We start from the raw sequence: 25,242 nt of genomic DNA on the forward strand, positions 1-25,242 counted from the left end.
GTCGTTCGCAGGCCGCAGCCGTTGCCGGCTGCGGCTGATCGATCAGGTTTCGTCTGTGACGACATTCCTGAGCACGCCGAGGCGCTCGACCTCGATCTCGACGACATCACCGGGCTTCATCCAGAGCGGCGGCTCGCGCCGCGCACCGACGCCGCCCGGCGTTCCGCTGACAATGACGTCGCCGGGCTCGAGCCGGGTGAAGGTCGAGCAGTATTCGATCTGGCGCGGGATATCGAAGATCATCTGCTTGATCAGTGCTTCCTGCATGACCTGTCCATTGAGGCGGGTCTGCAGCTTGAGCTCACCGAGCGGACCGAGCTCGTCCGGCGTCATCATCCAGGGCCCGAACGCGCCGGTATCCGGAAAATTCTTGCCCGGCGTGAATTGATGGGTGTGACGCTGGAAATCGCGGATGCTGCCGTCATTGTAGCAGGAGTAGCCCACGACGTGGTCCATGGCGTCGACCCGGGAGATATAGCGGCCGGCCTTGCCGATGATGACCGCGAGCTCTCCTTCGAAATCGAGGTGGGTCGAGACGCGCGGCCGCACGATCGGCTGCAAATGTCCGGTCTGGCTGTTGGCGTAGCGCGAGAAGATGGTGGGATGATCGACCTCGGCGCGGCCGGTCTCCTTGCGGTGGGTCTCGTAGTTCAGGCCCACGCACAGGATCTTGTCCGGGTTCGGGATGACCGGCAGCCAAGTGACTTTTGAGGTCGGAACGGCAGCGGCGGAAGACTTTGCATCCGCAACGCCGGCGAAGGCGGCGCCGATGGCGGCCTTGAGATCGGCATAGCGCGCTTTGAGCGCAGCGCCGACATCAAGAAAGGTCTCGCCTTCGACGATGCCCCAGGTGGTGCGGCCGTCGATCGCTACGGTGGCAAGTTTCACGGTGTTCTCTCCATTTTCAGATCGGGAATCTTGTCTTGCTCGGCCGGGACGTCGCGACGACGCAACTCGACCTCGCGCAGGAGGTCGCCGAGCTCGGTGGCATCGCGCGCGGTTCCGAAGACGTAATGGTCGGGTCGAACGACCGCCGCGACGACAGCGTGACGGTCGAACCAGTTCGCGAGCACGCCCTCGGCCTCTTCGAGCGCATTCGGCAGACCTGCGCCGGCAGGCGCGACTGCCGTCGCCGATACGTCCGGGCACACGGCACGGAGTGCGAGCATCGAAGCGGCATCATTGCTGCGGCCGTCGATCAACACGCGCCAGCCGGGGCCGGTCACTTCGTCCAGCAAGCGAGTCGTACTGCCGTTCGCGATGCGCGGCTGCGGAAACAGAGTGCCGCGAGCCGGCGTTTCGTGATGCGACAGGCATCCTGCGCGGAGCGGCGGAATGATTTCCTGCCGCGTCAGCAGCAGCGGCTTGCCGCCACCTTCGGCCAGGATGTGCGCATCGCGCCGCCGGGCGGCGGCCGGATCGCGCTCGCAGATCGACTGGCCGATCGCCTTGATCTTGCCGGTCAGCTCGATGACGTGCTGCTTACGTTCGACCGTGTAGCTGTCGAGCAGGCTGCCAGAGGAGACGCCCTTGAGCACATGATCCAGCTTCCAGACGAGGTTCGTGGCGTCGCGCAGGCCCTGGCACATGCCCTGGCCAATGAAGGGAGGCTGCTGATGCGCGGCGTCGCCGGCAATCAGGATCCTGCCGCTGCGCCAGTCGGCGGCAACGAGGGCGTGGAAGCGATAGGAGGCTGCGCGCCACAATTCCCCGTCCTGCGGCGTGAGCCATGGCGCAAGCAGCTTCCAGACATTGTCGGGCCGTTCCATCTGCCGCGCGTCTTCGCCCGGCAGCAGCATGATCTCCCAGCGGCGGTGGTTCTTCGGGCCGATCAGGAAGCTCACGGGGCGCGCCGGATTGCAGAATTGTGCGGAGCATTGCGGCAGACGGGCAAGCGCACTCTCGTTCACGCGCACGTCGACCACCAGCCAGGGTTCATCGAAGATGAGATCCTCGAGCGCAAGACCTGCGATCTGACGCACGGTGCTCGAAGCGCCATCACAGCCGAGCACATAGCGCGCCGTCACGGAACGATGCCGTCCATCGCTGTCCTTCAGACGCGCCTCGACGCGATCGGACGTTTGCACGAGATCGAGCAGCTCGACGCCGAGCTCGGCCCGCACATTGGAAAAGCTGGTCGCATGGCGGCGCAGCTCGGCCTCGACCGCGGGCTGGCTGAACACCATGCTCGGCGTGTAGCCGAGCGGATAGGGCTTTGCGACCATGTCGATGCGGCGGATCAACTGGCCGTCGACGCCAAAATGCTCCGATGCGGTGAAAGGCTCGATATGGGGCGAGATCGCCTCGGTGAGGCCCATATTGTCGAAGTGACGGAAAATCTCGTGATCGAGCGCGATCGCGCGCGGCTTGTCGTACACGTCGGTCAGCCGGTCGATGACCAGCGTGCGATGACCGAGGCGGCCGAGCAGGCCTGCGGCAACGGCGCCGGTCGGCCCGAAGCCGACGACGAGCACGTCATAGTCAATGGCGCCAGCCGTATCCGTCATGCGCGCGCCGCCGCGAAGGGAATGGCGAGCTGCGCCGCTTTACAGGCCTCCGACTTCGGCGGGGCGATGCCCCATTGATCGGTTCGGCCGGGAGGCCAGACCCAATCGCTCGGACCTTTCGCGACATAGCTGTCGTCGATCTGCAAGACCTCGGCGGTGTATTCGATCACGCACCCGGCCGGATCGACGAAATAGGCGAACACGTTGTCGCCCGGTCCGTGACGGCCGACGCCCCAGCCGATCGGATGACCGTGATCAATCATGCGGCCGGAGCCGCGCATGACGGACTCCAGGTCAGGCATGAGGAAGGCCACGTGATTGAGGCCGTTGCGAGGGGCCTCCGCCAGCACGATCGCGTGGTGATCGCTGTTGCAGCACAGGAACGCCATCAGCTTGGACCGATCCGATAGCCGGAATCCCAAGGTCTCCTGGTAGAAGGCCGAAAGCTTTTCGATGTCGGCGCTGTTGATGTTGACATGTGCCAGCCGCTCGGGGCGATCGGCGATCACGCGCGCCGGCCTGGTGCGATCGCCATGAACGAACTCGATGACGCATCCCTGCGCTTCGCGAACCACGAAACTTGTCCCGCCCGACGGCGCTGGCGACGGCGCGGGTGAGCTGATCACCTCACAGCCGGCCTGCCGCGCACGCGCGAAAAGGTGGTGCAGATCATCGTGCGAGCGGGCGCGGAAGCTGATCTTGCGCAGCGATGTCGCCTCACCCGGCGTGAGCTCGAGGACGTGGAAGTCGCTGCCCGTCGCGGCAAGGTACACCGTGCCGCCCGCTTCCGCCGCGACGTCGAGGCCCCAGACCTTGCTGTAGAACTCGACCGAGCCGGCAAGCTGCGATGTCGTGACCTCGACGCTGCGCAGGGCCGTCACGGGAAAGTCGGGCATTGGGCGTCCTTATCAGGGGATGCGAACGTCACTTTCATTAATATGTACAAAATCGCACGTAAAGGAAAAATTTATAAATAATCACCGAGAACTCTGCTAATGTACATAAGTGCTGGAGATTCTGATGGATGCCCATGAGAACTGACATGAGCACTGACCTGCCAAGCCAGAGGGTCGAGCAACCGGCAACGCTGGCGACCACGATCTACGCACGCCTCAAGGCCGACATCCTGACGACGCGGCTCGAGCCCGGTCGCAAGCTCCAGTCGCGCTTCCTGATGGAGCAGTACAACGTCGGACAGACCCCGCTGCGCGAGGCGCTCAACCGCCTGACCACCGAAGAGTTCGTCGTCGGCATGGAGCAGCGCGGCTTCTATGTGAAGGAGGTCAGCAAGGAGGAGCTCCAGGAGCTGACCAAGACGCGGTGCTGGGTCGAGGGCCTGGCGCTGCGCGAGTCCATGCAGAATGCGACCCAGACCTGGGAAGAGGCTCTGCTGGTTGCGCATCACCGGCTCGATCGTACGCCGCGCTCGCTCAAGCCCGACACATTCGAGGACAATCCGGATTGGGAGAAGGTGCACCGCGCCTTCCACGCGACGCTGATCGGACTTTGCGGCTCACGGCCGCTGCTCGGCTTCTGCGAGCAGCTCGCCGACCGGCTCTATCGGTATCGCATGATGTCGATTGCGAAGGCCTATCCGGCGCGCAAGGTCGGCGCCGAGCACAGCGATATCCTCCAGGCGGTTCTCGCCAGGGACAGCGAGCAGGCCGTGCATCTGCTTCAGCAGCACTATCAGCGTACGGCCGACGTCATCTATTCCGATCTCGACGGATTGCTGGCCTAGCTTCGTCTTGGAGACATGGAGCGCTGCGGTCAGCGCGAGCGCTTCGGCAGCTTTGGAAGCTTGTGAGGATCGAACGCCGGCAGCTGTCCGGTTTGTTCGGGTACCGCCGGAGGCTGCTCCGTCAGAATGAGCGTGCCATGGAGGACCATTCCCGGCACTTGTTGTGCCGTCGCCGTGTAGGTCGCGATTTTGCCGGGGCAGCTTCCCTCGATGTCCAGCGTCAGCTCGTCCTCGATGCCGAAGACCGTTGCACGTCCGTCGGTATGACGCTTCGTCGACACGGTGGCGGTGAAGCGATCTCCGTCCACCTTGCAGGAGCCGTGATAGGTCATCAGGCTGTCGCGGCCTCAGATCTGGCCGTCTGCAACATGGACGATCCCGGTGCCCTGATCGATCGGCGTCTTGTACCAAGCCGCGTAGGTGCCGTCCTTCAGCATGGGAGCAGTCTCCCCTGGTAGTCCCACACAGACAATCCGCACGATCAGCGCTAAGAAAGCGTTAATCACGCGGCCCGTGACATTCCGGGACGTCCCTGCGCAGCTCCTCTTCAAGCTCCTCGATGATGCTGTGAAGCAGACACGCGGCAAGCGGGTCGGTCACTTCCAGCTCCAAACGCCGGTAACGCGCGATCTGGAATTGCCGCTCTTTCAACTGGTGCTCTGTCATCAGATGGGCCCTCCGACGAAATGACGCGGAGACAGCCCAGCAGTTTCGTTAAAGTTTTCGGATCATTTGACATGGTTTCCGATCGGTAAAAGCCAACGCGGCGCCGGCTTTCGCCCGCGCGCAGGAGCCTCTCAATCCTACGGCACCTCGCCGCTCCTGCGCCTCTCGCCGATGCTGTGTGGCTTGTTGAGGAAAAACTCCCGATTGCCGAGAGCTGCTTCCGCGTATTGATCGATCGCGACCTGGATCGCCTCGACGTGCATGCGGCACCAGCCTTCGAGGCAGGACAGGCGCCGCGCGTGCTCGAGAGCCTTCAGAAACTCCGGAGGCTCCTGCATGTCGGAGAAGTAGGTCGGCCTCTCTCCCTTCATGCCCGCGCCACCTCTCTTGGCGGAACAAGGCGGCGCTTCTCGACACCGATGCGCGATGGCGCCGGCCGCCGGCGGGGAACGAAGAGGCTGGCGACGACGATCGGGTCGGTGTCCCCGAGGGCAGCCCGCTCCTGGACGAGCCCGCTCATCACGGTGCGCATCTTCATGACCTCCTCGGCCACGAAAGTGCAGTCTTCGTCCCGATTGATTTGCTCATGCATGATGGCCTCGGCCTCACGCATGCTCACACGTAACGCCCTGATGATCTTGCGGATTTCATTGATGCGGTTGTCCATGGCTCGCTCCTTGGCTGGACGTGCAGCATAAGAACAAATCATGAACATTGAGTCAATCGGCCGGAAGTAGAACCCAGCCCGGCTCACGTCCCCTTACGGGAGGCGTCGCCGCGGCGAAGGGTGAGCCTCGCTAGGACGACAGTCGAAGCCAGACGTCCTTGCTCACCAGCGTACCGCTCGGCGTGGCGATCTCCATGTCCACGACATGCAGGGAGCCGGGCTCGTCTGCATAGATGTACCTGAGGTGCCACATGCGGCCGAGGTCCGGCGAAATGACGAAGTCGTCCAGTCCGTCGGTGATGGCCCTGATCGCCTCGCGGTGGGTCAAGGGCGCGGAAAACATCGCATCGATCAGGTTGGCGAGGCTCATGCCCTCGACGAGCATGAGGCGCGCGACCTCGTCACCGTAAATGTGTCGGAGCGCCGCGACGATCGCGGCGACGGCGTCCGGATTTTTCAATGACACGACAAAGCGAGCCTCCGGGCCCATGATGCCGGAGGCGGGATATTCTACGCAAGCTGTCTGCGCATGGCGGACGGAGTATGTCCGCCCTGAGCTCCCCTCCTCTCCGTCCGGGACCCTCGGCGCGCCTAGAACGTCACCCGCATCCCCGCATAGAACGCGCGCGGCCGGGCCGGGCTCAGCGAGCGCGGATCGGTGAAGTCGGCGCCGCCATTGGTGAAGTTGGGCAAGGCTTCGCGGTCGAAGAACTGTCCGTAGGTGGCGTAGCGCTTGTCGAAGATGTTGTCGACGCGGCCGTAGAGCTGGAAGTTCTTCGTCACCTGATAGGAGGTGTGGAGATTGAACACGGTGTAGGATGGCAGCTTCGAGTACTGGTTGGATTCGTCACCGACGAAATACTGGCTCGAGACGAACAGCGCGTTGCCGCCGACCTTCCAGACGTCAGTGACGTTGTAGTCGATACCGACCTTGACCCGGTGGCGCGGGATTGCGGGGATCTGATCGCCGGGCAGGACCTGGATCGTCTCGGTCACGGGATCCCTGAACGGGCTTTCAGAGCCGAGCTCGAAAGCGTCGAGATAGCGTGCGTCGACGAAGGCGTAGCTCGCCTGGAACTGAAGCGTGGGCGATTTGATGTTGACCTCGGCCTCGAGCCCCTGGCGCCTGGTGCGGCCCACGTTCGTGAAATAGCCGAAGCCGGTGCGCCCCACTGCGGGAACGGCGACAATGTCGTCATAGTTGGTGGCGCGGAATGCGCCGACCTTCCATCCGAGCGAGCCGATGTTCAGCTCCCTGGTGCCGCGGAAGCCGGCCTCCACGGTCTTGGACACGACCTGCTTCAGCGGCGGATCCGAAACCAGAAACGCTGCGAGCAGGCAGGGCCGGACCGGGTCGGCGCAGCCGAGCTCGAGCGGCGTCGGCACGCGGTTGGCCTCGGAATAGCCGGCATAGGCCGTCAGCTCCGGCGTGATCTTGTAGGTGCCGCCGATCACCGGATTGAAGCGGGTGAAGGTGTGGTCGCCGTTGAGGCTGGTGCCGAGCTGATCCTCCAGCGTGATGCGCGCCACGTTGAAGCGCCCACCGCCGGTGATGGCGAAGGCATCCGTGACGTTGAACGTGTCCATCGCGTAGAGGCCGTTATATTGATTGACGGTCCGCAGCGAGACGGGACCTGCGACGGTGTCAGGTACGCCGGTCGGCCCAAGGAAGATGCCGCTGCCGCTGACGACGTAGTTTTCTCCGATCGTGCCGATCTCGGCGGTCGCGTTGTAGCGCGTGACACTGGCGTCGTAGCTTGTGCCCATGACGAAACGGTTGTCGTGCCCGAACAGCTGATCGGTGTTGGTGGCCTGCCCCGACACGCCGAAGGTGGTCGAGCGTATCGAGCTGCGGTCGATCTCGCCGAGGATCGTTCCCGGCGCAAAAGGATTGGCAAGCTGCACGCCGTTGGTGCCGTTCGCGGGCGTCGTATCGTCGCCGAAGCAGAGCAGCGTTGGATCCGCACCGCATTCCTGCACGTCGGTCGGATTGCCGTCGACCAGCTTCTGCTCATATCTGCGCAGATGCGCGGTGCCTTCCAGCGTCCAGGTCGGCGTCGCATCGACTTTCCCGGTGAAATTGAGATAACCGACACGGTTGCTCGTGGTCTGCGGCGTCGTGTAGGTCGCGCCCCAATATTTCTCGAGCAGCTCGGCCGGAACGGTGGCGCTGGCGCCGAAATCGTTCTTGGCAAGGCCCATGTTGACGTGGAATTCGCTGTCGCCTTCCTTGTAGCCGACATCGCCGTAGAAGCGCCGCACGGTCGATTGGGAAAAATTGCGAAAACCGTTGTCGCGCAGGCCTTCGAGCGCGGCATAGACGCCGTAATTCTTGTCGACGGTCTTGCCCCATTGCGCCGAGCCCTGGACGCGGCCGAACGAGCCGCCCATCAGATCGAGCTCGGCACCCTGATAGGTGAAGCCGTCCTTCATCTGCAGATTGATCGCGCCGCCGAGCGCATTGAGGCCGAAAGCGGGGTTATTGGTGACGAGCGTTACCGACCTGATCGCGGCGGTCGGGATCAGGTCCCAGTTGACGGCGTCCGAGAAGGCCTCGTTGATGCGCACGCCGTTCTGGTACACCGCAAGGCCCTGCGGCGTGCCCGTCACGGGCGAGGCGACGAAGCCGCGGAATTCGACATCGGGCTGAAACGGATTGCCGGTGACCTCGGTGATGTTGACGCCGGCGATGTTGTCGCGCAGCGCGTCGGTGATGTTGAGCGAGCCGGTGCGCCTGATCTGGTTGGCATCGACCGCGTTGATGGCCGAAGGAACCTTGTCGACGTCGAGCCCCCTGCCGGTGCCCGGCGAGGTCGGGTAGACGTAGATTCGTGACTTGGGGCGATTCGACGACGAGGCTCCAGCTTGGGCCACCGGCCGCGTTGGCGTCGTGCGCCTCGCTATGGACGGCGACGGTGCCGACACTTCGACCGGCGGCAGGTTCTGGACGTTGGTTTCCTCGTCCTGCGCAGCCCCGGCAGGGCTCGCGACGACCAATCCCGACAGCAGCCCCGTCGACACCGAGGCCATCAACCAACGACGCTTGATCCGAAAACGCTTGCCCATCCCAGCCTTCCCACCCGTAACCACCGGCTGTTCTGATCTTCGCCGTTTGGTGCAGACGAGTGTAATCGGCAGCAGCTCACGCGCCAGCCACAAAAGGTCGGGCGATATCCGCACCCGTTTTCCCGACCAAATCGGGAATTTTTCCCGATCGTGTCGCGCCATCAGGCCGCCGCCGTCGGCACCAGCGCCTCGACGGTCAGGCCGCCATCGCCGGAGACGACATTGAGCGTGCCGCCCAGCGCCAGGATCCGCTCGCGCATGCCGACAAGGCCGAAGCCGAGCTTCTGGCCCGGCTCCATGCCGCGGCCATTGTCGCTGACGCGCACCCGGGCGCAGAGCCGGCCGTCGCGCGTGAGCTGCTCCGCCGGCTCGATGACGACATTGACCGCGGTCGCGCCGGCATGGCGGAACACGTTGGTGAGCGCCTCCTGCACCACGCGGTAGATGGTGAGGTCGGCGGTCTCGCCGGTCGCCCCAAGCCGCGGCGAGATCGTGGTTTCGATGGTGACGGCGGGATGCGACTCCCGCCACAGCCGGGACAGCGATTCCAGCGCCTGGCCGAGGCCGAGCTCGGCAAGGCCGACGGGGCGGAGGCGCTCCAGCACGCGGCGCGTGAATTGCTGGAGCGCGTTGATCTGCTCCAGGAGGGCGCTGCCATGCTTGCGCACCGCCTCTGCGCTTGGCGCCTTCCCGTCCGCGAGCTTTGCCAGCGCGCTGGCATGGGCGCGCAGCGAGAACAGATAGGGCCCGAATTCGTCGTGCAATTCGCGCGCAATCTCCTTGCGCTCGACGTCCTGCAGCGACACCGCGCGCTCAGCGAGGCGCCGCTTGTCCTCGACCGCCTCGCCGAGCGTCGCGGCAAGATGATTGAGCCTGGTGCAGATGGCAGCGAGCTCCGGCGCGCCGCCCGGCGCGACACGCGCCTCGTAGTGCCCGCCTTCGAGCTTCCCCATCACCTCCGTCAACGACTGGAGCGGTGCCAGCGCCCGGCCGACCACATTCATCATCAGGAAAAACAGCGCGAGCGCGATCACCGAGCCGACCTCCAGCTGGGTCACGATGCCGTCCCATATCTCGGCGATCTCGTCATCGGGATGCGAGGTGATCCGGAGCGAGCCCGGCCTGCCATGGATCGACGCCGGCACGCTCACCGCGGTCTGCTCGGGATGAACCAGGCTGACGAACCAGGCCGGCGGGGCGCGGGTGTCGTCGTCGGCATCGGGCCGCGGCGGCGTCAGCGGGTTCCCGCCGGCATCGTGAAGCGCGATGCTGACATGGCGCAGGCGGCTGAGATCGCGGGCGATCTGGTTCAGCCGCGCATCCGGATCGGGCGCCTCGTTGAGATCGGCAACGATCATCTCGATGAATTCGCGCGCGAGGCGGATCACGCTCTGGTCCTCGGCCTGCACGCGCGGGCCGGCCTCGGCGACCTGGCGGCCGATATTGACCGCGAGCCCCAGCGCCAGCAGCAGCGCCAGCAAGAGGTTGATGCGCCCGCGCAAGGATAGATTCTGCCACATTGATGTCGCCCATGCCTCGCGAAGGTTGGCCCGCGCCTGTCCGATGACGTTGACAGGGGCGAAGCGCCCGATATCTAATCGAAAGCGTACAGCAATCCCGACCGGGTTGCATGAGGCGACATGAGGGCGCGCGGCGCTCCTGTTCGGTATCATGCGGCGCGACAACAGGCCGGCGCTGTTACGGGGAAACGCCTATGCGCATTCTGATCGTCGACGATCATCCCATTGTCGCCTCCGGCTGCCGTGCCGTGCTGGCCGACGAGGGCGAGATCGAGATCCTGGAGGCCGCCGACGCCGAAGACGGCGAGAGCATCTTCATCGTCGAGCGCCCCGACCTCTGCATCATCGACATCAACCTGCCGACCGTATCCGGCTTCGAGCTCGCACGCCGCATCCTCGAGCGCGCGCCCGAGGCCCGCATCATCATGTTCAGCATGAACGACGATCCCGCCTTCGCCGCGCGCGCGATCGAATGCGGCGCCAAGGGCTACGTCTCCAAGACCGGCGATCCCGACGACCTCGTCGAGGCGATCCGCGCGGTGGGCGGCGGCGGCACCTATCTGCCTACCGCAATCGCGCGCAGCATCGCCTTTGCCGGACCGGCGCTGACGCAAAGTCCGCTGTCCAAGCTGAACGCACGCGAGATGGAGATCCTGCGGCTGCTCAGCGCCGGCAAGAGCCTATCCGAAATCGCCTGGCTGGTGCAGTCGTCCTACAAGACGGTGGCCAACACCTCCTCGATCATGCGACAGAAGCTCGGCGTGAAGACCTCGGTCGAGCTGGTCCGGCTCGCGATCGACAGCGGCGTCGCCTGACGACGCGCGCCGCCGCAAATTCGGTCACACAAGCGTTGCAATGTTGATGTGGTTAAGTGCCACTGGAGCTAAGGGCATGACGATTCAGACTGTCTCGACCAACAAATCCTACGGCGGCGTGCAGGGCGTGTATCGCCATGCGAGCCAGGCGACCGGCACCGACATGGTGTTCTCGGTCTATGTTCCGCCGCATGCCGACGGCGCCAAGCTGCCCGTGGTCTGGTACCTTTCCGGCCTCACCTGCACGCATGCGAACGTCACCGAGAAGGGCGAATTCCGCAAGGCCTGCGCCGAGCTCGGCCTGATCTTCGTCGCGCCCGACACCTCTCCGCGGGGGCCCGACGTGCCCGGTGATGCCAACAACGCCTATGATTTCGGTCTCGGCGCCGGCTTCTATGTCGACGCCACGCAGGAGCCGTTCGCGCGCAACTATCGCATGTGGAGCTATGTCACGGACGAGCTCCCCAAGCTCGTGGCGGAGAACTTTCCCGTCGATGCCAAGCGGCAGTCGGTGATGGGGCATTCGATGGGCGGCCATGGCGCGCTGACGGTGGCGCTGCGCAACCCGCACCGTTTTCGCGCCGCGAGCGCCTTCGCGCCGATCGTGGCGCCCTCGCAGGTGCCCTGGGGCATCAAGGCCCTGACCGGCTATCTCGGGCCGAACAAGGATGCCTGGCGCAACCACGACACCGTGGCGCTGATCGAGGACGGTGCGAAATTTTCCGGCTTCCTGGTCGACTATGGCGATGCCGACAATTTCCTGAAGGAGCAGCTCAAGCCGGAGCTGCTGGACGCCGCCTGCAGCAAGGCCAACATCCCGCTGACGCTGCGGCGCCAGGCGGGGTATGACCACAGCTATTATTTCATCTCGACCTTCATGAGCGATCATCTGCACTGGCATGCGGCAAGATTGACGGCGTGATCTTTCTTACCCTCCCCTGGAGGGGGAGGGTCGCTTCGCATCGAGCGAAGCGAGAGGTGAAGCGGGGTGGGGTGATCTCTCCACTCGGGCACCGCTTCAAGGGAGAGACTGTCACCCCACCCCGCTCGCGCTTCGCGCGATCGACCCTCCCCCTCCAGGGGAGGGTCAACAACCCCTACTCCGGCTTGCCGTAATTCGGCGCCAGCAGGCGGTTGCGGATCAGGTAGCTCATCGTGCGCGTCCAGGATTCGTCGGTGTTGCCGCGCATGTCGGCGCTGGCGGCGGTAATCATGTTGCCGGTCTTCACGTCGCGCAGATAGACGTTGAGATTGATGATCAGGTTCGAGACCTTCTGCACCATGCCGGTGATCTCGAGCTCGGCGCCGAGCTGGCCGGCAAGCTTGAGGTCGCAGCCGCCACAGGCCTGCAAATTGGCATGACGGGCGGCGTCCCTGACCGGCGCGATGTCGAGCACCTGGAACTTCCCCGACTCTGCCAATTCCTTGCGCAGCTGCTCGCTGATGCGCTGGAGCCGCGCCTCTTCCGGCTTGGAGCCGTAGAACTCGCCGGGCAGGCTGGTGTCGATCAGCTCGAAATCGAACACAGCAAGCTTCGGCGGGTCGGCGAACGCGGCCGAGCCCGTCAACAGCAAAGCGATGAAACATATCAGCGCTCGCATGATCGTGATTCCGCCTCCTCTCGCCGCGACGACGAAATGCGGGGTTGCATGCCCTGACAAATCGGTCATGCTTGAAGCAGAAACAATTCTCCACCGGCGGTCAAGCCGGGGAGAACGCCTGGAGGAAATATGATCCGATGGTTGGTCGGCCTGATCGGCTGGAGTCTTGCCGCGACGAGCGCGCTCGCGGCCGACCCTGTCACGATCGGCGTCGGCTATCTCGGAATCGCCGGCACCAGATCGACGCTGTCGCTGGTCGAGCAGCCCGCCGAAAATGACGGCGTCGCCGGCGCCCGCCTCGCCATCGAGGACAACAACACCACCGGAAAATTCACGGGCCAGCGGTTTACGCTGGAGGAGCGCCGCATCAGGGAAGGCGAGGACGCGGTGCAGGCCGCAACCGCGCTCGCCGAGAAGAATGGCTTCATCATCGCCGATCTGCCGGCCGATGCGCTCTTGAAGGTCGCCGACGCCCTGCGCGAGCGCGGCACGCTGCTGTTCAACGCCGGGGCGATCGATGAGCGGCTGCGCGAGGCCGATTGCCGCGCCAACGTCATCCACACCGCACCGACGCGCGCGATGCTGGCGGACGCGCTCGGCCAATATCTGGTGTGGAAGAAGTGGTCGCGCTGGCTTCTGGTGGTCGGCTCGCATGACGAGGACAAGCTGTTCGCCGACGCGCTCCGGCGCACCGCGACGCGGTTCGGCGCCAAGATCGTGCAGGAGCGGACCTTCGAGGACAAGGGCGGCGCGCGGCGCACCGACTCCGGTGTCACGCAGATCCAGCGGCAGATGCCGGTGTTCACGCAACAGGCGCCCGCCTACGACGTGCTGGTCGCTGCCGACGAGAGCGAAGTATTCGGCGCCTACCTGCCCTATCGCACCTGGGATCCACGGCCGGTCGCGGGCTCGGCCGGCCTCGTGCCGCGCAGCTGGGACGCATCGCAGGACCAGTGGGGCGCGATCCAGATGCAGAACCGCTTCATCAAGCTGAACGCGCGGCGCATGACTGCGCTCGACATGCAGGCCTGGACTGCGGTGCGCATGATCGGGGAAGCCACCTCGCGCACCAATTCCGGCGACGTCAAGAAGGTTACCGACTTCATCAAGGGCCCGGACTTCTCGGTCGCCGCCTTCAAGGGCACGCGGCTCACCTTACGCGACTGGAATCTGCAACTGCGCCAGCCCATTCTGCTGGTCGACGGCCGCATGGTGGTGTCGGTGTCGCCGCAGGAAGGATTCCTGCACCAGGTCTCCGAGCTCGACACGCTCGGCTACGACCGCCCGGAGAGCAAATGCAAGCTGAAATGAGCGATGTGATGAGATCGAGCCCTCGCCGCGACGACGCTGCGCTCCCTCCCCCGCCTGCGGGGGAGGGTTGGGGAGAGGGTGTCTCCACGCGCGATAACACCCAAGAGAAGAGAGCCCTCTCCCGTATCGCATCTAGCGATGCGATACGACCTCCCCCGCAAGCGGGGGAGGTGAAGACAGCTCGCGGACAGATGTCGCGCATGCTACGGGCGCCGTTGCTGTTGGCTCTCGCGCTCGCCGCCACGCCCGCGCATGCGTTCATCGCCTATGTCTCGAACGAGAAGAGCAACACGGTCTCGGTGATCGACACCGACAGCTGGACCGTGACCAAGACCATCAAGGTCGGCCAGCGCCCGCGCGGCATCGATTTCACGCGCGACGGCAAGTTCGTGATGGTCGCGGTCGGCGACGACGACACCATCCAGGTGATCGATGCGAAGACGCAAAGCGTGGTCGACAGCCTGCCCTCAGGTCCCGACCCTGAGCTGTTCGCGCAGGACGCCGCCGGCAAGATCCTCTACGTCGCCAACGAGAACGACAACACGGTGACGGTGATCGACCTCGAGAAGCGCGCGCGCCTCGGCGACATCCAGGTCGGCGTCGAGCCCGAGGGCATGACCATCAGCCCTGACGGCAAAACGCTGATCAACACGTCCGAGACCACCAACATGGCGCATTTCATCGACACTTCGTCGCGCCAGATCGTCGCCAATGTGCTGGTCGATGCGCGGCCGCGCTTTGCCGAATTCAAGCATGATTCTTCGGAAGTCTGGGTGTCCTCGGAGATCGGCGGCACCGTATCGGTGATCGATCCGAAGAAGCACGAGGTGATCGGCAAGGTCACCTTCGAGATCCCGGGCTTGCGGAAGGAGGCGATTCAGCCGGTCGGCATCGGCATGACCAAAGACGACAAGACCGCCTTCGTCGCGCTCGGCCCCGCCAACCGCATCGCCGTGGTCGATGTCGCCTCGCGCAAGGTGACGAAATATTTGCTGGTCGGGCAGCGCGTCTGGCACATGGCATTCACGCCTGACGAAAAATACCTGCTCACCACCAACGGCGTGTCGAACGACGTCTCCGTCATCGACGTTGCCGCGCAAAAGGTGATCAAGACCATTCAGGTGGGCGAACTGCCCTGGGGCATCACGATCGCGCCATGACCAGCCCTGCCCCCATCACCGAACCACGCGAGACGTCGAGGCCCGATCCGGCCACGGTGCCGGCGCTCGCGATCGATGGTGTCAGCCATTCCTATGGCCCGCGCCGTGCGCTGATGGACGTGTCTTTCAACGTGCAGCCTGCGAGTTTTACGGCGCTGCTCGGGCTCAACGGTGCCGGCAAGAGCACGCTGTTCTCGCTCATCACGCGGCTGTTCGGCATTCAGAGCGGCCGCGTCGGCATTTTCGGGCATGACGTCAGCAAAAGTCCCGGCGAGGCGCTGCGGCTGCTCGGGGTCGTGTTCCAGCCGCGCACGCTCGATCTCGACCTGTCGCTGACGCAGAATCTGCTCTATCACGCTGCGCTCCACGGCATTAGCCGCCGCGAGGCCTCAGCGCGCAGCGCCGAGTTGCTCGGCCGCATCGGGCTTTCCGATCGCGCCGGAAGCAAGGTCCGCGACCTCTCGGGCGGCCAGATGCGGCGGCTGGAAATCGCGCGTGCGCTCTTGCACCGGCCGCGCCTGCTCCTGCTGGACGAGCCGACCGTCGGCCTCGACGTCAAGGCGCGCGCCGACATCATCAGCCATGTCCGCCAGCTCGTGACCGAGCAAGGCATCGGCGTGCTCTGGGCCACGCATCTGTTCGACGAGATCATGGCCGGCGACGATCTCGTGGTGCTGCATCAGGGCAAGGTGCTGGCGCAGGGTCCGATGAGCCGCGTCATCGCGGAGGCCAGCGCGCAGGACGTCAACACCGCCTTCATGCGCCTGACCGGCGCGCAAACCATGCCGGGAGGCGGGGCATGAGCAGCATCACCACGCGCGATGCGCCGCGCGGCTTCTCGTTACAGGAGTACATGACCTGCCTCACCGGCATCGTCTGGCGCGAGGGACTGCGTTTCCTGCATCAGCGCGAGCGCTTCGTCTCGGCGCTGGTGCGGCCGCTGGTGTGGCTCTTCATCTTCGCCGCCGGCTTCCGCCAGGTGCTCGGCATCTCCATCATCCCGCCTTACGAGACCTACATCCTCTACGAGGTCTATATCGCGCCGGGCCTGATGGCGATGATCCAGCTCTTCAACGGCATGCAGTCCTCGCTGTCGATGGTCTATGACCGCGAGATGGGCAACATGCGCACGCTGCTGGTGAGCCCGCTGCCGCGCGGCTTCCTGTTGTTCTGCAAGCTGCTTGCGGGCACAGCGGTGTCGCTGCTCCAGGTCTATGCGTTCCTGCTGATCGCCTGGTTCTGGGACATCACGCCGCCGCCGTCGGGCTATCTCACGGTGCTGCCGGCGCTGATCCTGTCGGGGCTGATGCTGGGATCGCTCGGCATGCTGATCTCGTCGGGCATCAAGCAGCTGGAGAACTTCGCCGGCGTGATGAACTTCGTGATCTTCCCTATGTTCTTCGCCTCCTCCGCGCTCTACCCGCTCTGGCGGGTGCAAGAGGGCAGCCCCTATCTCTACTATCTCTGCGTGGCCAATCCGTTCACCCATGCGGTCGAGCTGATACGTTTTGCACTCTACGGGCAAATCAACTGGATTTCGCTGGCGGTGGTCGCAGCCTGCACAATCGTCTTCATGATCGGCGCAATTCTGGCCTATGATCCCTCGCGCGGGCTGGCGCGGCGAGGGCCCGCGGGAGGCGAAGGATGACGGTTCGGGTTCTGGCGACGGCTGTTCTGGCGCTTGCGCTTGCGAGCACGGCCGCGCGCGCGGCCGATCCGCGCTATCCGGACTGGCCGTGCACACAGGCAAAAGTGCCGGAGATCTCGCTTGCCGCTGTCTGGGCCGGTCCTGCGCTCGGTGACGCCGAGACAAAATGGAAGGACGACGCCAAGGTCAGCGCGCTGGTCTCGAAGCTGGCGGCGCGCAAGACTCCGCTGGATGAGGCCGAGAAATCAGTGAAGGAGTTCCTGAGCGGCTCCGCCGCCGACAAGTCCGCGAACGCCAAGCTGCTGTTCGCCGGCCTGTTCGACACGCTCAACGCCCAGCGCTCCCAGGTCATGCTCGGGCTCGAGCGCGTCAGCCGCAAGCAGCGCGACGCCGCCGACAAGATCCGCGAGGAAACGCTTCAGCTCCAGGCACTGCAGGGCGCGACACCGCGCGACGAAGCCAAGGTCGAGGCGCTCAGCAACGAGCTGATCTGGAAGACCCGCATCTTCGAGGACCGCCACAAGGTGGTGCGCTTCGTCTGCGAGGTTCCGACCTCGATCGACCAGCGCCTGTTCGCGCTCGGCCGCGTGATCCAGCAGGAAATGGAATAGCGTCAGCCAAGCTGACGGCTCACGAAAAGTTCCCGCGATCGCCTCGGGAGCGTTAACTTTTTGCCGCGCTATGTGCCGGAACCAAACCGATTTATGATGGCTTGTCGAAGTCAACTCCAGACGTCGGGAGACCTCGATGGGAACAACAAGATTCATTTTCGCGGGCGCCCTCGCCATGCTCGCATCCAGCGCTCTCGCTGACGACATGACCGGAATGGTCACGCGGATCGATCGGCTCAACGGCACGATTTCGATCCAGCAGACCCAGAAAGGCACGGTCGGCGCCAGCGCCGGCGGCGCCGGCGCGCTCCAGGAGTACAAGGCCAAGGATGCCGCAATGCTGGATGCGGTCCACGCCGGCGACAGGGTGACGTATTCCGCCACCGACACCAACGGCACGGGAACACTGACCAAGCTGCAGAAGCAGTAAGGTGATCTCTTCGCCTCTCCCCGCCGCGGGGAGAGGCCGGAATTCGCACGTAGCGCTCTGCCCACAACGTCATTGCGAGCGCAGCGAAGCAATCCAGCATCTTTCCGCGGAGGGACTCTGGATTGCTTCGCTGCGCTCGCAATGACGCGGAGAAGGCTGCGTATCTCTCTGACACCACCCCCGCGGAGACTCCCCTCACTCTGCAAGCGGCGCGAGGGAGCGGACTTGCAACGTGGCCACAGCCTCCTGCATCACTGCTCCGGCCGCGGTTCCGGCTGCGCCTCGTCCGTCGGAAGCTTCGCGTGCTCCCAGCCGTCGGTGCCGTCAGGATACCAGGCGATGTTGGAATAGCCGTAAGCCAAGGCGCGCTTGGCGGCGTTCCAGGACATCCAGCAATCGGCGAGGCAATAGATCACCAGCAGCGCGGCCTTGTCGCCGCGCGAGGCAGCCGCGAGGCCGCGCCGGAGATAATCGTCCATGGCCGGCGGCAAATTGCCGTAACCGGTATCGGGCAGCCACAGGCTGCCCGGAATGTTCCTGCGCGGCGCATCGCGCCACACCGTGCCTTCGGGCAGGTTCTTCGGCTTCGGCGGACGCGGCATCACGTCGATGAACACGCTGCTTTTCGCGCGCCATATGGCCTCGGCGTCAGCTGTGGTGAGCACGCGCGCGCCAGCGAGCGTCGCCGGCACCGGCGCGCGATAATTATCGGTGCGATAGCCCTCGGGCTCGAACGGCTCCTGCTGCTGCGCGAATGCCGGCGCCGCCAGAATGGCGGCAACCAGCACAGCGGCAAGACGCTGTCTCATGGCGTCTTCTTGGCGGTCTCCGCACCGAGCGGCCGGTCGCTCTCGTCCAGCAGCGGCACGCCGAAGTCGAGCAGGATCTTGTTGATCTCGCCCTGGTTCTCCTGGATCAGCTTGTTGAGCTGCCGCTTCCAGTTCTGATCGGCGGGCCGCACGCCCATGCCGATGCGATAGACCAGCTTCGGGCCCGTCGTTTCCTTCACCAGCGGCGTGACATGGAGCGAAGAGCCGGCCTTCTTGGCATAGTAGCCCGCCATCGGCCCCCACAGCACGCCGGCATCGATCTTGCCGGCGGCGAGGTCGTCGATCATCGCCTGCGCCGAATTGTCGAAGCGCGTATCGATCATCAGCGGATAGGGCTTTGCGTCGCCCATCAGGCCTGCAAGCGCCATGTTGGTCGCCGGCGGCGTGCCGGCGACGATGCCGACGTGCTTGCCCTTGAGGCGCGCGTCCTCGAGCGTGTCGACGTCCTCGAGCCCGCTGCCGGCCTTGGCGACGAGCGCGTAGGTCGTGCGGTAGTAGGGATTGGTGCCCTGCACGAGGTCGTCGCCTTGCGGGAAGCCCATGATGACGTCGCAGCGATGCGCGCCCAGCGTCATCCGCACGAAGCCGGTGGCCTGCGGGAAGAACACGTAGTCGAGCTTCTTCTGCAGCTTGTCCGCCAGGAATTCGGCGAGCTTGTTCTCGAAGCCCTCGCCCTTCTCGTTGGAGAACGGCAGATTGCGCGGGTCGGCGCAGACACGCAACACCTTTGGATCGACCAGTTCGAACGAGAGATCGCCGGTCTCATTCGTCTGCGCAACGGCGACATCGCCGAGTGTGCAGCATGCAACCAGGACCCATAGTGAAAACAACCAGCGACGATGTCGTCCGGCCTCCGTCATCGCGCTTCCTCCTCGTTTTGTTTGAATGTTATCCATGCAACGCATGACGCGCCATGTTTTGCCAAGCTTTGTGCTGGCTTCGCCTTGCTGCAGTGCAATGCGACAAACCTTTCGAACTGAGGCGGAAAAGTGTCTCGCATTGCTCTCGTGATCGCAGCCTTGTCCCTCGGAGCAGCGACGCTAGCACGCGCCGGAGCAGCCGAATTGCCTGTGAGCGAAGTCGCGCCGGGAATCTTCGTACACTCCGGGACCATCGCCCTGATGAGCCGCGAGAACGAGGGCGACATCGCCAATGTCGGCTTCATCGTCGGCGATGATGCCGTGGCCGTGATCGACACCGGCGGCAGTTTTCGCGAGGGCGAGGCGCTGCTGGCGGCGGTGAAGGCACGCACCACCAAGCCGATCCGGTACGTCATCAACACCCACGGCCATCCCGACCATGTCTTCGGCAACGCCGCCTTCGTAGCCGACGGAACCAGCTTCGTCGGCCACAGCAAGCTGCCGCAGGCGCTGGCCAGCCGCGGGCCGTTCTATCTCGACAATTTCAGACGCATCATGGGCGGCGAGCTGATCGATCCCGTGAAGATCGTGCCACCCACCCTGCTCGTCACGGACACACTGGCGCTCGACCTTGGCTCGCGCCGCCTGACCTTGCGGGCATGGCCGGCCGGACACAGCGACAACGATCTGACCGTATTCGATGAGACCACCAAAACCCTGTTCGCAGGCGATCTCGTCTTTCTCCGCCACATTCCGGTGATGGACGGCAGCATCCGCGGCTGGCTTGCCACGCTGAAGGCGTTGGAGGCCATCCCGGCACTGCGCGTCGTTCCCGGTCACGGCCCTGTGAGCGAGTGGCCTGCGGCGCTGAGTGATGAACGGCGTTACCTGTCAACGCTGTTGTCCGACGTCCGCGCACTGAACAAGAAAGGCGAGCCAATCCGGGCCGCCGCGGACAAGACGGCCGCTGAGGAGCGGCCGCACTGGCAGCTCTTCGAGGACTACAACGCCCGCAACGCAACTGCAGCATTTTCGGAAATTGAATGGGAGTAGCTGGCACGCTACGCTCAGGCTGAACTCTGCTTCGCGCGTAGGACCATGACCGGACCATAACCATGACGGGATGCACACGCCGCCTGCCCCTGATCGCCCTGCTCCTCGGCATCGCCTTCGCCCTGCCGGCGCAGGCTGAGGAGGCCTACGATCCCTGGCCGGGCCTGGTGCAGGACATCTTCAGCAACCGTCCGATGAACGACGGTGCCGACATCATCGGGATCGAGATGCCGTATCGTGCCGAGGATGCGGCGATCGTGCCGGTGACCCTGCGCAGCAAGCTGTCGCCGGCTGATAGCCGCCGCATCCGCTCGATCACCCTGGTGATCGACCGCAATCCGGCGCCGATGGCCGCGAAGTTCGAGCTCGGCCCGGAGGCCAATGTCACGGAAATCTCGACCCGCGTGCGCGTCAACAACTATACCGACGTCCACGCGGTCGCCGAGCTCAGCGACGGCCAGCTCTACGTCTCGAAAGTCTATGTGAAGGCCTCCGGCGGCTGCTCGGCACCGGCGGGAAAGAACATCGAGGAGGCCAGGAACCGTCTCGGCCAGATGCGCTACCGGCAATTCGTCCGTGAGGACGGTCCCGCGAGCCGCGTCCGCGAGGCGCAGATCATGATCGGCCATCCCAACAATTCCGGGCTACAGATGGACCAGGTCACGCAGCTCTACATTCCCGCCTTCTTCATCAACCAGCTGAGCCTGACGCAGGACGACAGCCCCGTGCTGTCGATGGAAGGCGGCATCTCGATCTCGGAAGATCCCAACCTGCGCTTCACCTACGTCTCCAACGGCGCCAAGCGTTTTCGCGCGGAAGCCAAGGACACGGACGGGCACGTGTTCCGGAATGAATGGGACGTGGAGAAGCCGGGGACCTAGCTGCGTTTCTTGCTGTCATTCCGGGGCGGTCCGCAGGACCGAACTATAGTGCGCAATTGCGCACCTGAGAATCTCGAGATTCCGGGTTCGATGCTTCGCATCGCCCCGGAATGACGGTGCAAGATCAAAAGCACCTCACCTCAGCTTCCGCCTGCGCCCGGCGCAAATCATTCACCGCCGAGTTCGCCTGCTCCGAGGTGCGAAACTGCACGCCGAGATTACCGCGGACCTGGGACATGCTGAGCGCAGTCTCTGCGGTCACATAGCGCTCGTAGGGCACGATCGAGGCGACCACGTCGATGGAGCAGGAACATTGCTCGATCGCTGACCGTGTCTCGCCATTGGCCTTCATGCAGCCATAGACATATTCCGCGCGCGCTGCGGTCGGATAGTCATTGGCCTCCCCGGCCCGCGCCACGCATGCGGTCGCCGCCAATACCGCCAATGCGGCGACAATCGGTCGTAGCTGCCCGGCCAGTTTCATGCGCGTCCTCCCGCTGGTTGCGACCAAAGCTATGCTATGCGTATTGTCCTGAAAAGCATTCTGTCAGAGGAAGCGGCTTACAAGGTGACGAGAGTTTTGGGACGACTATTAGCGCTCGCGGTGACGCTGGTGCTGACGCTGGCTGCACCGGCCCGCGCCGCGGATACCATCCGCCTTGCGGTGCAGAAGACCGGAACATTCTCCTGGGAGCTGGCCGCGATCCGCAGCACCGGCCTCGACAAGGAGGCCGACCTGTCGCTCGAGGTCACCGAGCTCGCGAGCACCGAAGCCGGCAAGATCGCGATGCGTGCAGGCAGCGCCGACATCATCCTGTCGGACTGGCTGTGGGTGTCGCGCGAGCGCGCGCTCGGCGCCAAGCTCACCTTCTATCCCTATTCCAGCGCGCTCGGCGCGGTGATGGTGCCGGCGTCCTCGCCGATCAAAACGCTCGCCGACCTCAAGGGCCGCAAACTCGCGGTCGCCGGCGGGGCGATCGACAAGAGCTGGCTGCTGCTGCAGGCGCGGATGAAGCAGGACGGCATCGACCTGAAATCGGACGCGACCATCGTCTACGGCGCCCCGCCCCTGATCGCGGCCAAGGCGCTCGATGGCGAAATGGATGCGAGCCTCAACTTCTGGAATTTCTGTGCCCAGCTCGAGGCCAAGGGCTTCAGGCGCCTCGCCGGCATCGAGGAGATTTTGCCGAAGCTCGGCGCCAAGGGCGCGGTATCTGCGGTCGGCTACGTCTTCGACGAGAGCTGGGCCGCGAGCCACAAGGATGCCGTCGCCCGCTTCATCGCGATGACCCGCAAGGCCAAGCAGCTGCTGGTGACGTCGGATGCCGCCTGGGACAAGGTCGCGCCGCTCACCGGCACGACCGATCCGGCCATGCTCAAGACCTACCGCGAGCGCTACCGCGACGGCATTCCGCACCGGAGCATCGACGACGAGGAGAAGGACGCGCGCGTGCTCTATCGCGTGCTGGCCGAGATCGGCGGCCGCGATCTCGTCGGCCCCGCGGCCGAACTCGATCCCGGCACCTTCTATCACGCAATCCCCGGAGACTGAGGTGCTGCGCCTTCTGTCGTTCGCCCTGTTTCTCGTGATCTGGTGGATTGCCGCGCTCCTCGTCGGCGGCGCAAAACTGCCCTCCCCGCCGGCCGTGCTGCAGGTGATGGTCGCGGAAGCATCAAGCGGCGCGCTGTTCCTGCATCTCGGGGCGACGCTGGCCCGCGTCGCGCTCGCCTTCATCTTGGCGATGTCGCTCGGCAGCGCCATCGGCTACCTGATGGGCCGGGTGAAGCTTGCTGATCGGCTCGGCGATCCCTGGCTGATCCTGCTGCTCAATTTGCCGGCGCTCGTCGTGATCGTGCTCGCCTATATCTGGGCCGGGCTCACCGAAGCCGCGGCCATCGCCGCGATCGCCATCAACAAGCTGCCGACGGCTATCGTCACCTTGCGCGAGGGTACGCGCGCGCTCGACCGGTCGCTGGACGAGATGGCGAGCGTGTTCGCGATGCCGCGCTGGCGCGCGTTCCGCCACGTCGTGCTGCCGCAGCTCGCGCCCTATATCGCGGCCTCGGCCCGCTCCGGCCTGTCGCTGGTGTGGAAGATCGTGCTGGTCGCCGAGCTGCTTGGACGGCCGAACGGCGTCGGCTTCGAGATCGGCATTGCCTTCCAGCTGTTCGACACGCCGCGGCTGCTGGCCTATTCGCTGACCTTCGCAGCCGTCGTGCTCGTCATCGAGACCTTGCTGGTGCAGCCATTCGAAGCCCGCGCAAACAGGTGGCGGCCCCGTGCGGCTTGAGGTCGATATCACAGGCAAGACCTTCAGGAGTGCCGCGGGCGGAACGCACGAGGTGCTGGCGCCGGTCAAGTTCGCGCTTCAGTCAGGCGAGGTCGGCGTGCTGATCGGCCCGTCCGGCTGCGGCAAGAGCACGATGCTGCGGATCATCCTGGGATTGGACCACGACTTTGCAGGCCGCATCGCGCGGCCGCCGGAGGCGCGGATCGGCATGGTGTTCCAGGAGCCGCGACTGCTGCCGTGGCGCTCGGTCGAGCAGAATGTGCGGCTGGCGGCGCCCGATGTCACCGAAGCCAAGCTGTCCGAGCTGTTCAGGATCTTGGAGCTGGAAGCCCATCGCAGCCACTTCCCCGGCGAATTGTCGCTGGGGCTTGCCCGCCGCGTCGCGCTCGCGCGCGCCTTCGCGGTCGAGCCCGATCTGCTGGTGCTCGACGAGCCGCTGGCCTCGCTCGACGACGCCCTCGCCGGCCGCCTGCGTGACGAGATCGCGACGCTGGTGGCGAGCCGTCCGGTGATGACGCTTTTGGTGACACACAGCCTGGACGATGCAGTGCGCCTGGGCGACCGGCTGTTCTTCCTGTCGCCACGGCCGGCGCGGATCGTGGCCGAGGTGCCTATCGGTATTCCGCGCGACAGGCGCGGCGACGCCGAGATTGCGGCGATCAAGACCGGCCTCGCCCAACGGATTCATGGCGACCGCACTGAGCGAGATGTCTCATAGCCGGTCGCCTGGCGGACGTGCTAGACAGGCCGGCGGCGGAGTTGACGATGACGCGAACGGCCACCCTCGCAACGCTTGGCCTTGCAGCGCTCAGCCTCGCGCTCGTCGCGATGACGGCGAGCGCGCAGGACATGATGCGCGACGTCGACCTCACCTCTCCCGCGATGGTCTCGGCCGAAATGACGAGGCCAGAGGTCGAGGCCGTGCTGGCCAAGGCGAGCGCCGCGCGGCCCGCCGATTTCACCGGCAAACGCCTGTCGGGCCTCGATCTCTCGGGGCTGGACCTGTCCAACGCAATTTTCCGCGCCGCGCGGCTCAACAAGACAATACTCCGAGACGCAAGGCTCGACCGTGCGATCCTCGATCAGGCGTGGCTGCTGGATGCGGATCTGACTGGCGCAAGCCTGAAAGGCGCCAATCTGTTCGCCTCGCAAATGGCCCGCGCGCGCCTCGACGGCGCGAACCTGTCGGGAGCGCGCATCGCTGCCGACCTCACCGGCGCCAGCCTGGTCGGCGCCTCGATCGCGGACGCGCATCTTGGCGCCGATATGCGTAACCAGTCGATGGGGCTGATGCGCGCGGTGCTGAGATCCGCCAACCTGGAACGGCTGAACGCGCGCAACGCCGATTTGTCGCGTGTCGACCTCGAATTCGCGGTCCTCAGGGGCGCCGACCTGAGCGGCGCATCACTGAAAAACGCCCAGCTCGGCGGAGCCGATCTGACCGGCGCCATCGTCATCGACGCGGACTTCGACGGCGCCGATCTCGTCTCGGCGAAGCTGATCGCACCGAACGGCCTTGACCGCGCCAAAAATTTCGACAAGGCAAAGAACCGCGAGCGCCTGATCAGGGAATGACGGCGCGCC

At 64.9% G+C, this 25,242-nt stretch carries 28 protein-coding genes and 1 pseudogene; 15 read left to right on the top strand and 14 right to left on the bottom strand.

Annotated features, from left to right (window positions below; genetic code table 11):
• Positions 1-42: 42 nt before the first annotated feature.
• The 3 genes from IQ16_RS20715 to IQ16_RS20725 are packed head-to-tail and all read right to left on the bottom strand — an operon-like array spanning position 43 to position 3,403.
• On the bottom strand, positions 43-888 hold the full coding sequence (locus tag IQ16_RS20715; RefSeq protein WP_018642706.1) for a fumarylacetoacetate hydrolase family protein: 846 nt from the start codon (positions 886-888) through the stop codon (positions 43-45).
• A complete protein-coding gene (locus IQ16_RS20720) occupies positions 885-2,507 on the bottom strand; it encodes a bifunctional 3-(3-hydroxy-phenyl)propionate/3-hydroxycinnamic acid hydroxylase (protein ID WP_018642705.1) in 1,623 nt (540 codons plus the stop codon). The genes IQ16_RS20715 and IQ16_RS20720 overlap by 4 nt, the downstream gene beginning before the upstream one ends.
• A complete protein-coding gene (locus IQ16_RS20725; protein ID WP_018642704.1) occupies positions 2,504-3,403 on the bottom strand; it encodes a VOC family protein in 900 nt (299 codons plus the stop codon). The genes IQ16_RS20720 and IQ16_RS20725 overlap by 4 nt, the downstream gene beginning before the upstream one ends.
• A gap of 146 nt (positions 3,404-3,549) precedes the next feature.
• Between IQ16_RS20725 and IQ16_RS20730 the strand changes: the two genes are divergently transcribed.
• Positions 3,550-4,248 (top strand): GntR family transcriptional regulator, encoded by a 699-nt coding sequence (locus IQ16_RS20730; RefSeq protein WP_018642703.1) that lies wholly within the window; start codon positions 3,550-3,552, stop codon positions 4,246-4,248.
• A gap of 29 nt (positions 4,249-4,277) precedes the next feature.
• On the opposite strand, the pseudogene IQ16_RS20735 reads toward IQ16_RS20730, so the two are convergent.
• The 7 genes and pseudogenes from IQ16_RS20735 to IQ16_RS20755 form a co-directional block, all read right to left on the bottom strand.
• Positions 4,278-4,685 (bottom strand): annotated as a pseudogene (locus tag IQ16_RS20735) (hypothetical protein).
• Between the two features lie 61 nt (positions 4,686-4,746).
• Positions 4,747-4,914 carry a hypothetical protein gene (locus tag IQ16_RS45720; protein ID WP_018642702.1) on the bottom strand — a complete coding sequence of 56 codons (168 nt, stop codon included), beginning with the start codon at positions 4,912-4,914 and terminating at the stop codon, positions 4,747-4,749.
• 137 nt (positions 4,915-5,051) lie between these two features.
• Positions 5,052-5,285 (bottom strand): hypothetical protein, encoded by a 234-nt coding sequence (locus IQ16_RS45725; RefSeq protein WP_018642701.1) that lies wholly within the window; start codon positions 5,283-5,285, stop codon positions 5,052-5,054.
• Positions 5,282-5,581: a hypothetical protein gene (locus IQ16_RS45730; protein WP_018642700.1), complete on the bottom strand. Its 300-nt coding sequence runs from the start codon at positions 5,579-5,581 to the stop codon at positions 5,282-5,284. Before IQ16_RS45730 ends, IQ16_RS45725 begins: the two co-directional genes overlap by 4 nt.
• Before the next feature lie 130 nt (positions 5,582-5,711).
• Positions 5,712-6,071, bottom strand: a complete 360-nt coding sequence (locus tag IQ16_RS20745; protein WP_018642699.1) for a hypothetical protein — start codon at positions 6,069-6,071, stop codon at positions 5,712-5,714.
• Positions 6,072-6,172: 101 nt separating this feature from the next.
• Positions 6,173-8,647 carry a TonB-dependent receptor gene (locus IQ16_RS20750; RefSeq protein ID WP_026311945.1) on the bottom strand — a complete coding sequence of 825 codons (2,475 nt, stop codon included), beginning with the start codon at positions 8,645-8,647 and terminating at the stop codon, positions 6,173-6,175.
• A 161-nt stretch (positions 8,648-8,808) separates the two neighbouring features.
• A complete protein-coding gene (locus IQ16_RS20755; protein WP_020607857.1) occupies positions 8,809-10,167 on the bottom strand; it encodes a histidine kinase in 1,359 nt (452 codons plus the stop codon).
• 194 nt (positions 10,168-10,361) lie between these two features.
• On the opposite strand from IQ16_RS20755, the gene IQ16_RS20760 reads away from it, so the two are divergent.
• Together IQ16_RS20760 and fghA are read left to right on the top strand one after the other, a co-directional pair.
• Positions 10,362-10,982, top strand: a complete 621-nt coding sequence (locus IQ16_RS20760; RefSeq protein WP_018642696.1) for a response regulator — start codon at positions 10,362-10,364, stop codon at positions 10,980-10,982.
• 76 nt (positions 10,983-11,058) lie between these two features.
• Positions 11,059-11,904, top strand: a complete 846-nt coding sequence (gene fghA / locus IQ16_RS20765; protein ID WP_018642695.1) for an S-formylglutathione hydrolase — start codon at positions 11,059-11,061, stop codon at positions 11,902-11,904.
• A 175-nt stretch (positions 11,905-12,079) separates the two neighbouring features.
• Here the strand turns inward: fghA and IQ16_RS20770 are convergent, their stop codons facing one another.
• Positions 12,080-12,652: a DUF3280 domain-containing protein gene (locus IQ16_RS20770; protein ID WP_018642694.1), complete on the bottom strand. Its 573-nt coding sequence runs from the start codon at positions 12,650-12,652 to the stop codon at positions 12,080-12,082.
• 60 nt (positions 12,653-12,712) lie between these two features.
• Here IQ16_RS20770 and IQ16_RS20775 point away from each other — a divergent pair, with 60 nt between their 5' ends.
• The 6 genes from IQ16_RS20775 (at position 12,713) to IQ16_RS20800 (ending at position 17,743) form a co-directional block, all read left to right on the top strand.
• Positions 12,713-13,894, top strand: coding sequence for an ABC transporter substrate-binding protein (locus tag IQ16_RS20775; protein ID WP_018642693.1), 1,182 nt, complete (start codon positions 12,713-12,715; stop codon positions 13,892-13,894).
• A 191-nt stretch (positions 13,895-14,085) separates the two neighbouring features.
• Positions 14,086-15,054: a YVTN family beta-propeller repeat protein gene (locus tag IQ16_RS20780; protein ID WP_018642692.1), complete on the top strand. Its 969-nt coding sequence runs from the start codon at positions 14,086-14,088 to the stop codon at positions 15,052-15,054.
• Entirely contained in the window at positions 15,051-15,857 is an 807-nt protein-coding gene (locus tag IQ16_RS20785; protein WP_018642691.1) for an ABC transporter ATP-binding protein, read from the top strand. The genes IQ16_RS20780 and IQ16_RS20785 overlap by 4 nt, the downstream gene beginning before the upstream one ends.
• Positions 15,854-16,702 carry an ABC transporter permease gene (locus IQ16_RS20790; RefSeq protein ID WP_018642690.1) on the top strand — a complete coding sequence of 283 codons (849 nt, stop codon included), beginning with the start codon at positions 15,854-15,856 and terminating at the stop codon, positions 16,700-16,702. Before IQ16_RS20785 ends, IQ16_RS20790 begins: the two co-directional genes overlap by 4 nt.
• Positions 16,699-17,313, top strand: coding sequence for a hypothetical protein (locus IQ16_RS20795; protein ID WP_018642689.1), 615 nt, complete (start codon positions 16,699-16,701; stop codon positions 17,311-17,313). The genes IQ16_RS20790 and IQ16_RS20795 overlap by 4 nt, the downstream gene beginning before the upstream one ends.
• Positions 17,314-17,449: 136 nt before the next feature.
• Positions 17,450-17,743, top strand: a complete 294-nt coding sequence (locus IQ16_RS20800; RefSeq protein WP_018642688.1) for a copper-binding protein — start codon at positions 17,450-17,452, stop codon at positions 17,741-17,743.
• A 251-nt stretch (positions 17,744-17,994) separates the two neighbouring features.
• Here IQ16_RS20800 and IQ16_RS20805 read toward each other — a convergent pair whose 3' ends face one another.
• Positions 17,995-18,552: a PQQ-dependent catabolism-associated CXXCW motif protein gene (locus IQ16_RS20805; RefSeq protein ID WP_018642687.1), complete on the bottom strand. Its 558-nt coding sequence runs from the start codon at positions 18,550-18,552 to the stop codon at positions 17,995-17,997.
• Entirely contained in the window at positions 18,549-19,433 is an 885-nt protein-coding gene (locus tag IQ16_RS20810) for a substrate-binding domain-containing protein (RefSeq protein WP_026311944.1), read from the bottom strand. Before IQ16_RS20810 ends, IQ16_RS20805 begins: the two co-directional genes overlap by 4 nt.
• A 129-nt stretch (positions 19,434-19,562) precedes the next feature.
• Between IQ16_RS20810 and IQ16_RS20815 the strand changes: the two genes are divergently transcribed.
• Positions 19,563-20,486, top strand: a complete 924-nt coding sequence (locus tag IQ16_RS20815; RefSeq protein WP_018642685.1) for a quinoprotein relay system zinc metallohydrolase 2 — start codon at positions 19,563-19,565, stop codon at positions 20,484-20,486.
• A gap of 62 nt (positions 20,487-20,548) precedes the next feature.
• The gene (locus IQ16_RS20820) at positions 20,549-21,367 is read left to right on the top strand and encodes a quinoprotein dehydrogenase-associated SoxYZ-like carrier (protein ID WP_018642684.1); all 819 of its coding nucleotides are present in this window, start codon (positions 20,549-20,551) and stop codon (positions 21,365-21,367) included.
• Between the two features lie 124 nt (positions 21,368-21,491).
• Here IQ16_RS20820 and IQ16_RS20830 read toward each other — a convergent pair whose 3' ends face one another.
• Positions 21,492-21,851, bottom strand: coding sequence for a hypothetical protein (locus IQ16_RS20830; RefSeq protein WP_018642683.1), 360 nt, complete (start codon positions 21,849-21,851; stop codon positions 21,492-21,494).
• Positions 21,852-21,887: 36 nt separating this feature from the next.
• Here IQ16_RS20830 and IQ16_RS20835 point away from each other — a divergent pair, with 36 nt between their 5' ends.
• From IQ16_RS20835 to IQ16_RS20850, 4 genes are read left to right on the top strand one after another with little or no spacing between them, the layout of a single operon-like run.
• Positions 21,888-22,919 (top strand): ABC transporter substrate-binding protein, encoded by a 1,032-nt coding sequence (locus tag IQ16_RS20835; protein WP_244635778.1) that lies wholly within the window; start codon positions 21,888-21,890, stop codon positions 22,917-22,919.
• 1 nt (position 22,920) lies between these two features.
• A complete protein-coding gene (locus IQ16_RS20840; protein WP_018642681.1) occupies positions 22,921-23,658 on the top strand; it encodes an ABC transporter permease in 738 nt (245 codons plus the stop codon).
• Complete coding sequence (locus tag IQ16_RS20845) at positions 23,648-24,376, top strand: ABC transporter ATP-binding protein (protein ID WP_018642680.1); 729 nt, start codon at positions 23,648-23,650, stop codon at positions 24,374-24,376. Before IQ16_RS20840 ends, IQ16_RS20845 begins: the two co-directional genes overlap by 11 nt.
• Positions 24,377-24,423: 47 nt before the next feature.
• Positions 24,424-25,233, top strand: coding sequence for a pentapeptide repeat-containing protein (locus tag IQ16_RS20850; RefSeq protein WP_020607856.1), 810 nt, complete (start codon positions 24,424-24,426; stop codon positions 25,231-25,233).
• The last annotated feature ends 9 nt before the right edge of the window (positions 25,234-25,242 follow it).

The sequence above is a fragment of the Bradyrhizobium huanghuaihaiense genome (genome assembly GCF_007830635.1).
In the GTDB taxonomy this organism is placed as follows: Bacteria; Pseudomonadota; Alphaproteobacteria; order Rhizobiales; family Xanthobacteraceae; genus Bradyrhizobium; species Bradyrhizobium huanghuaihaiense.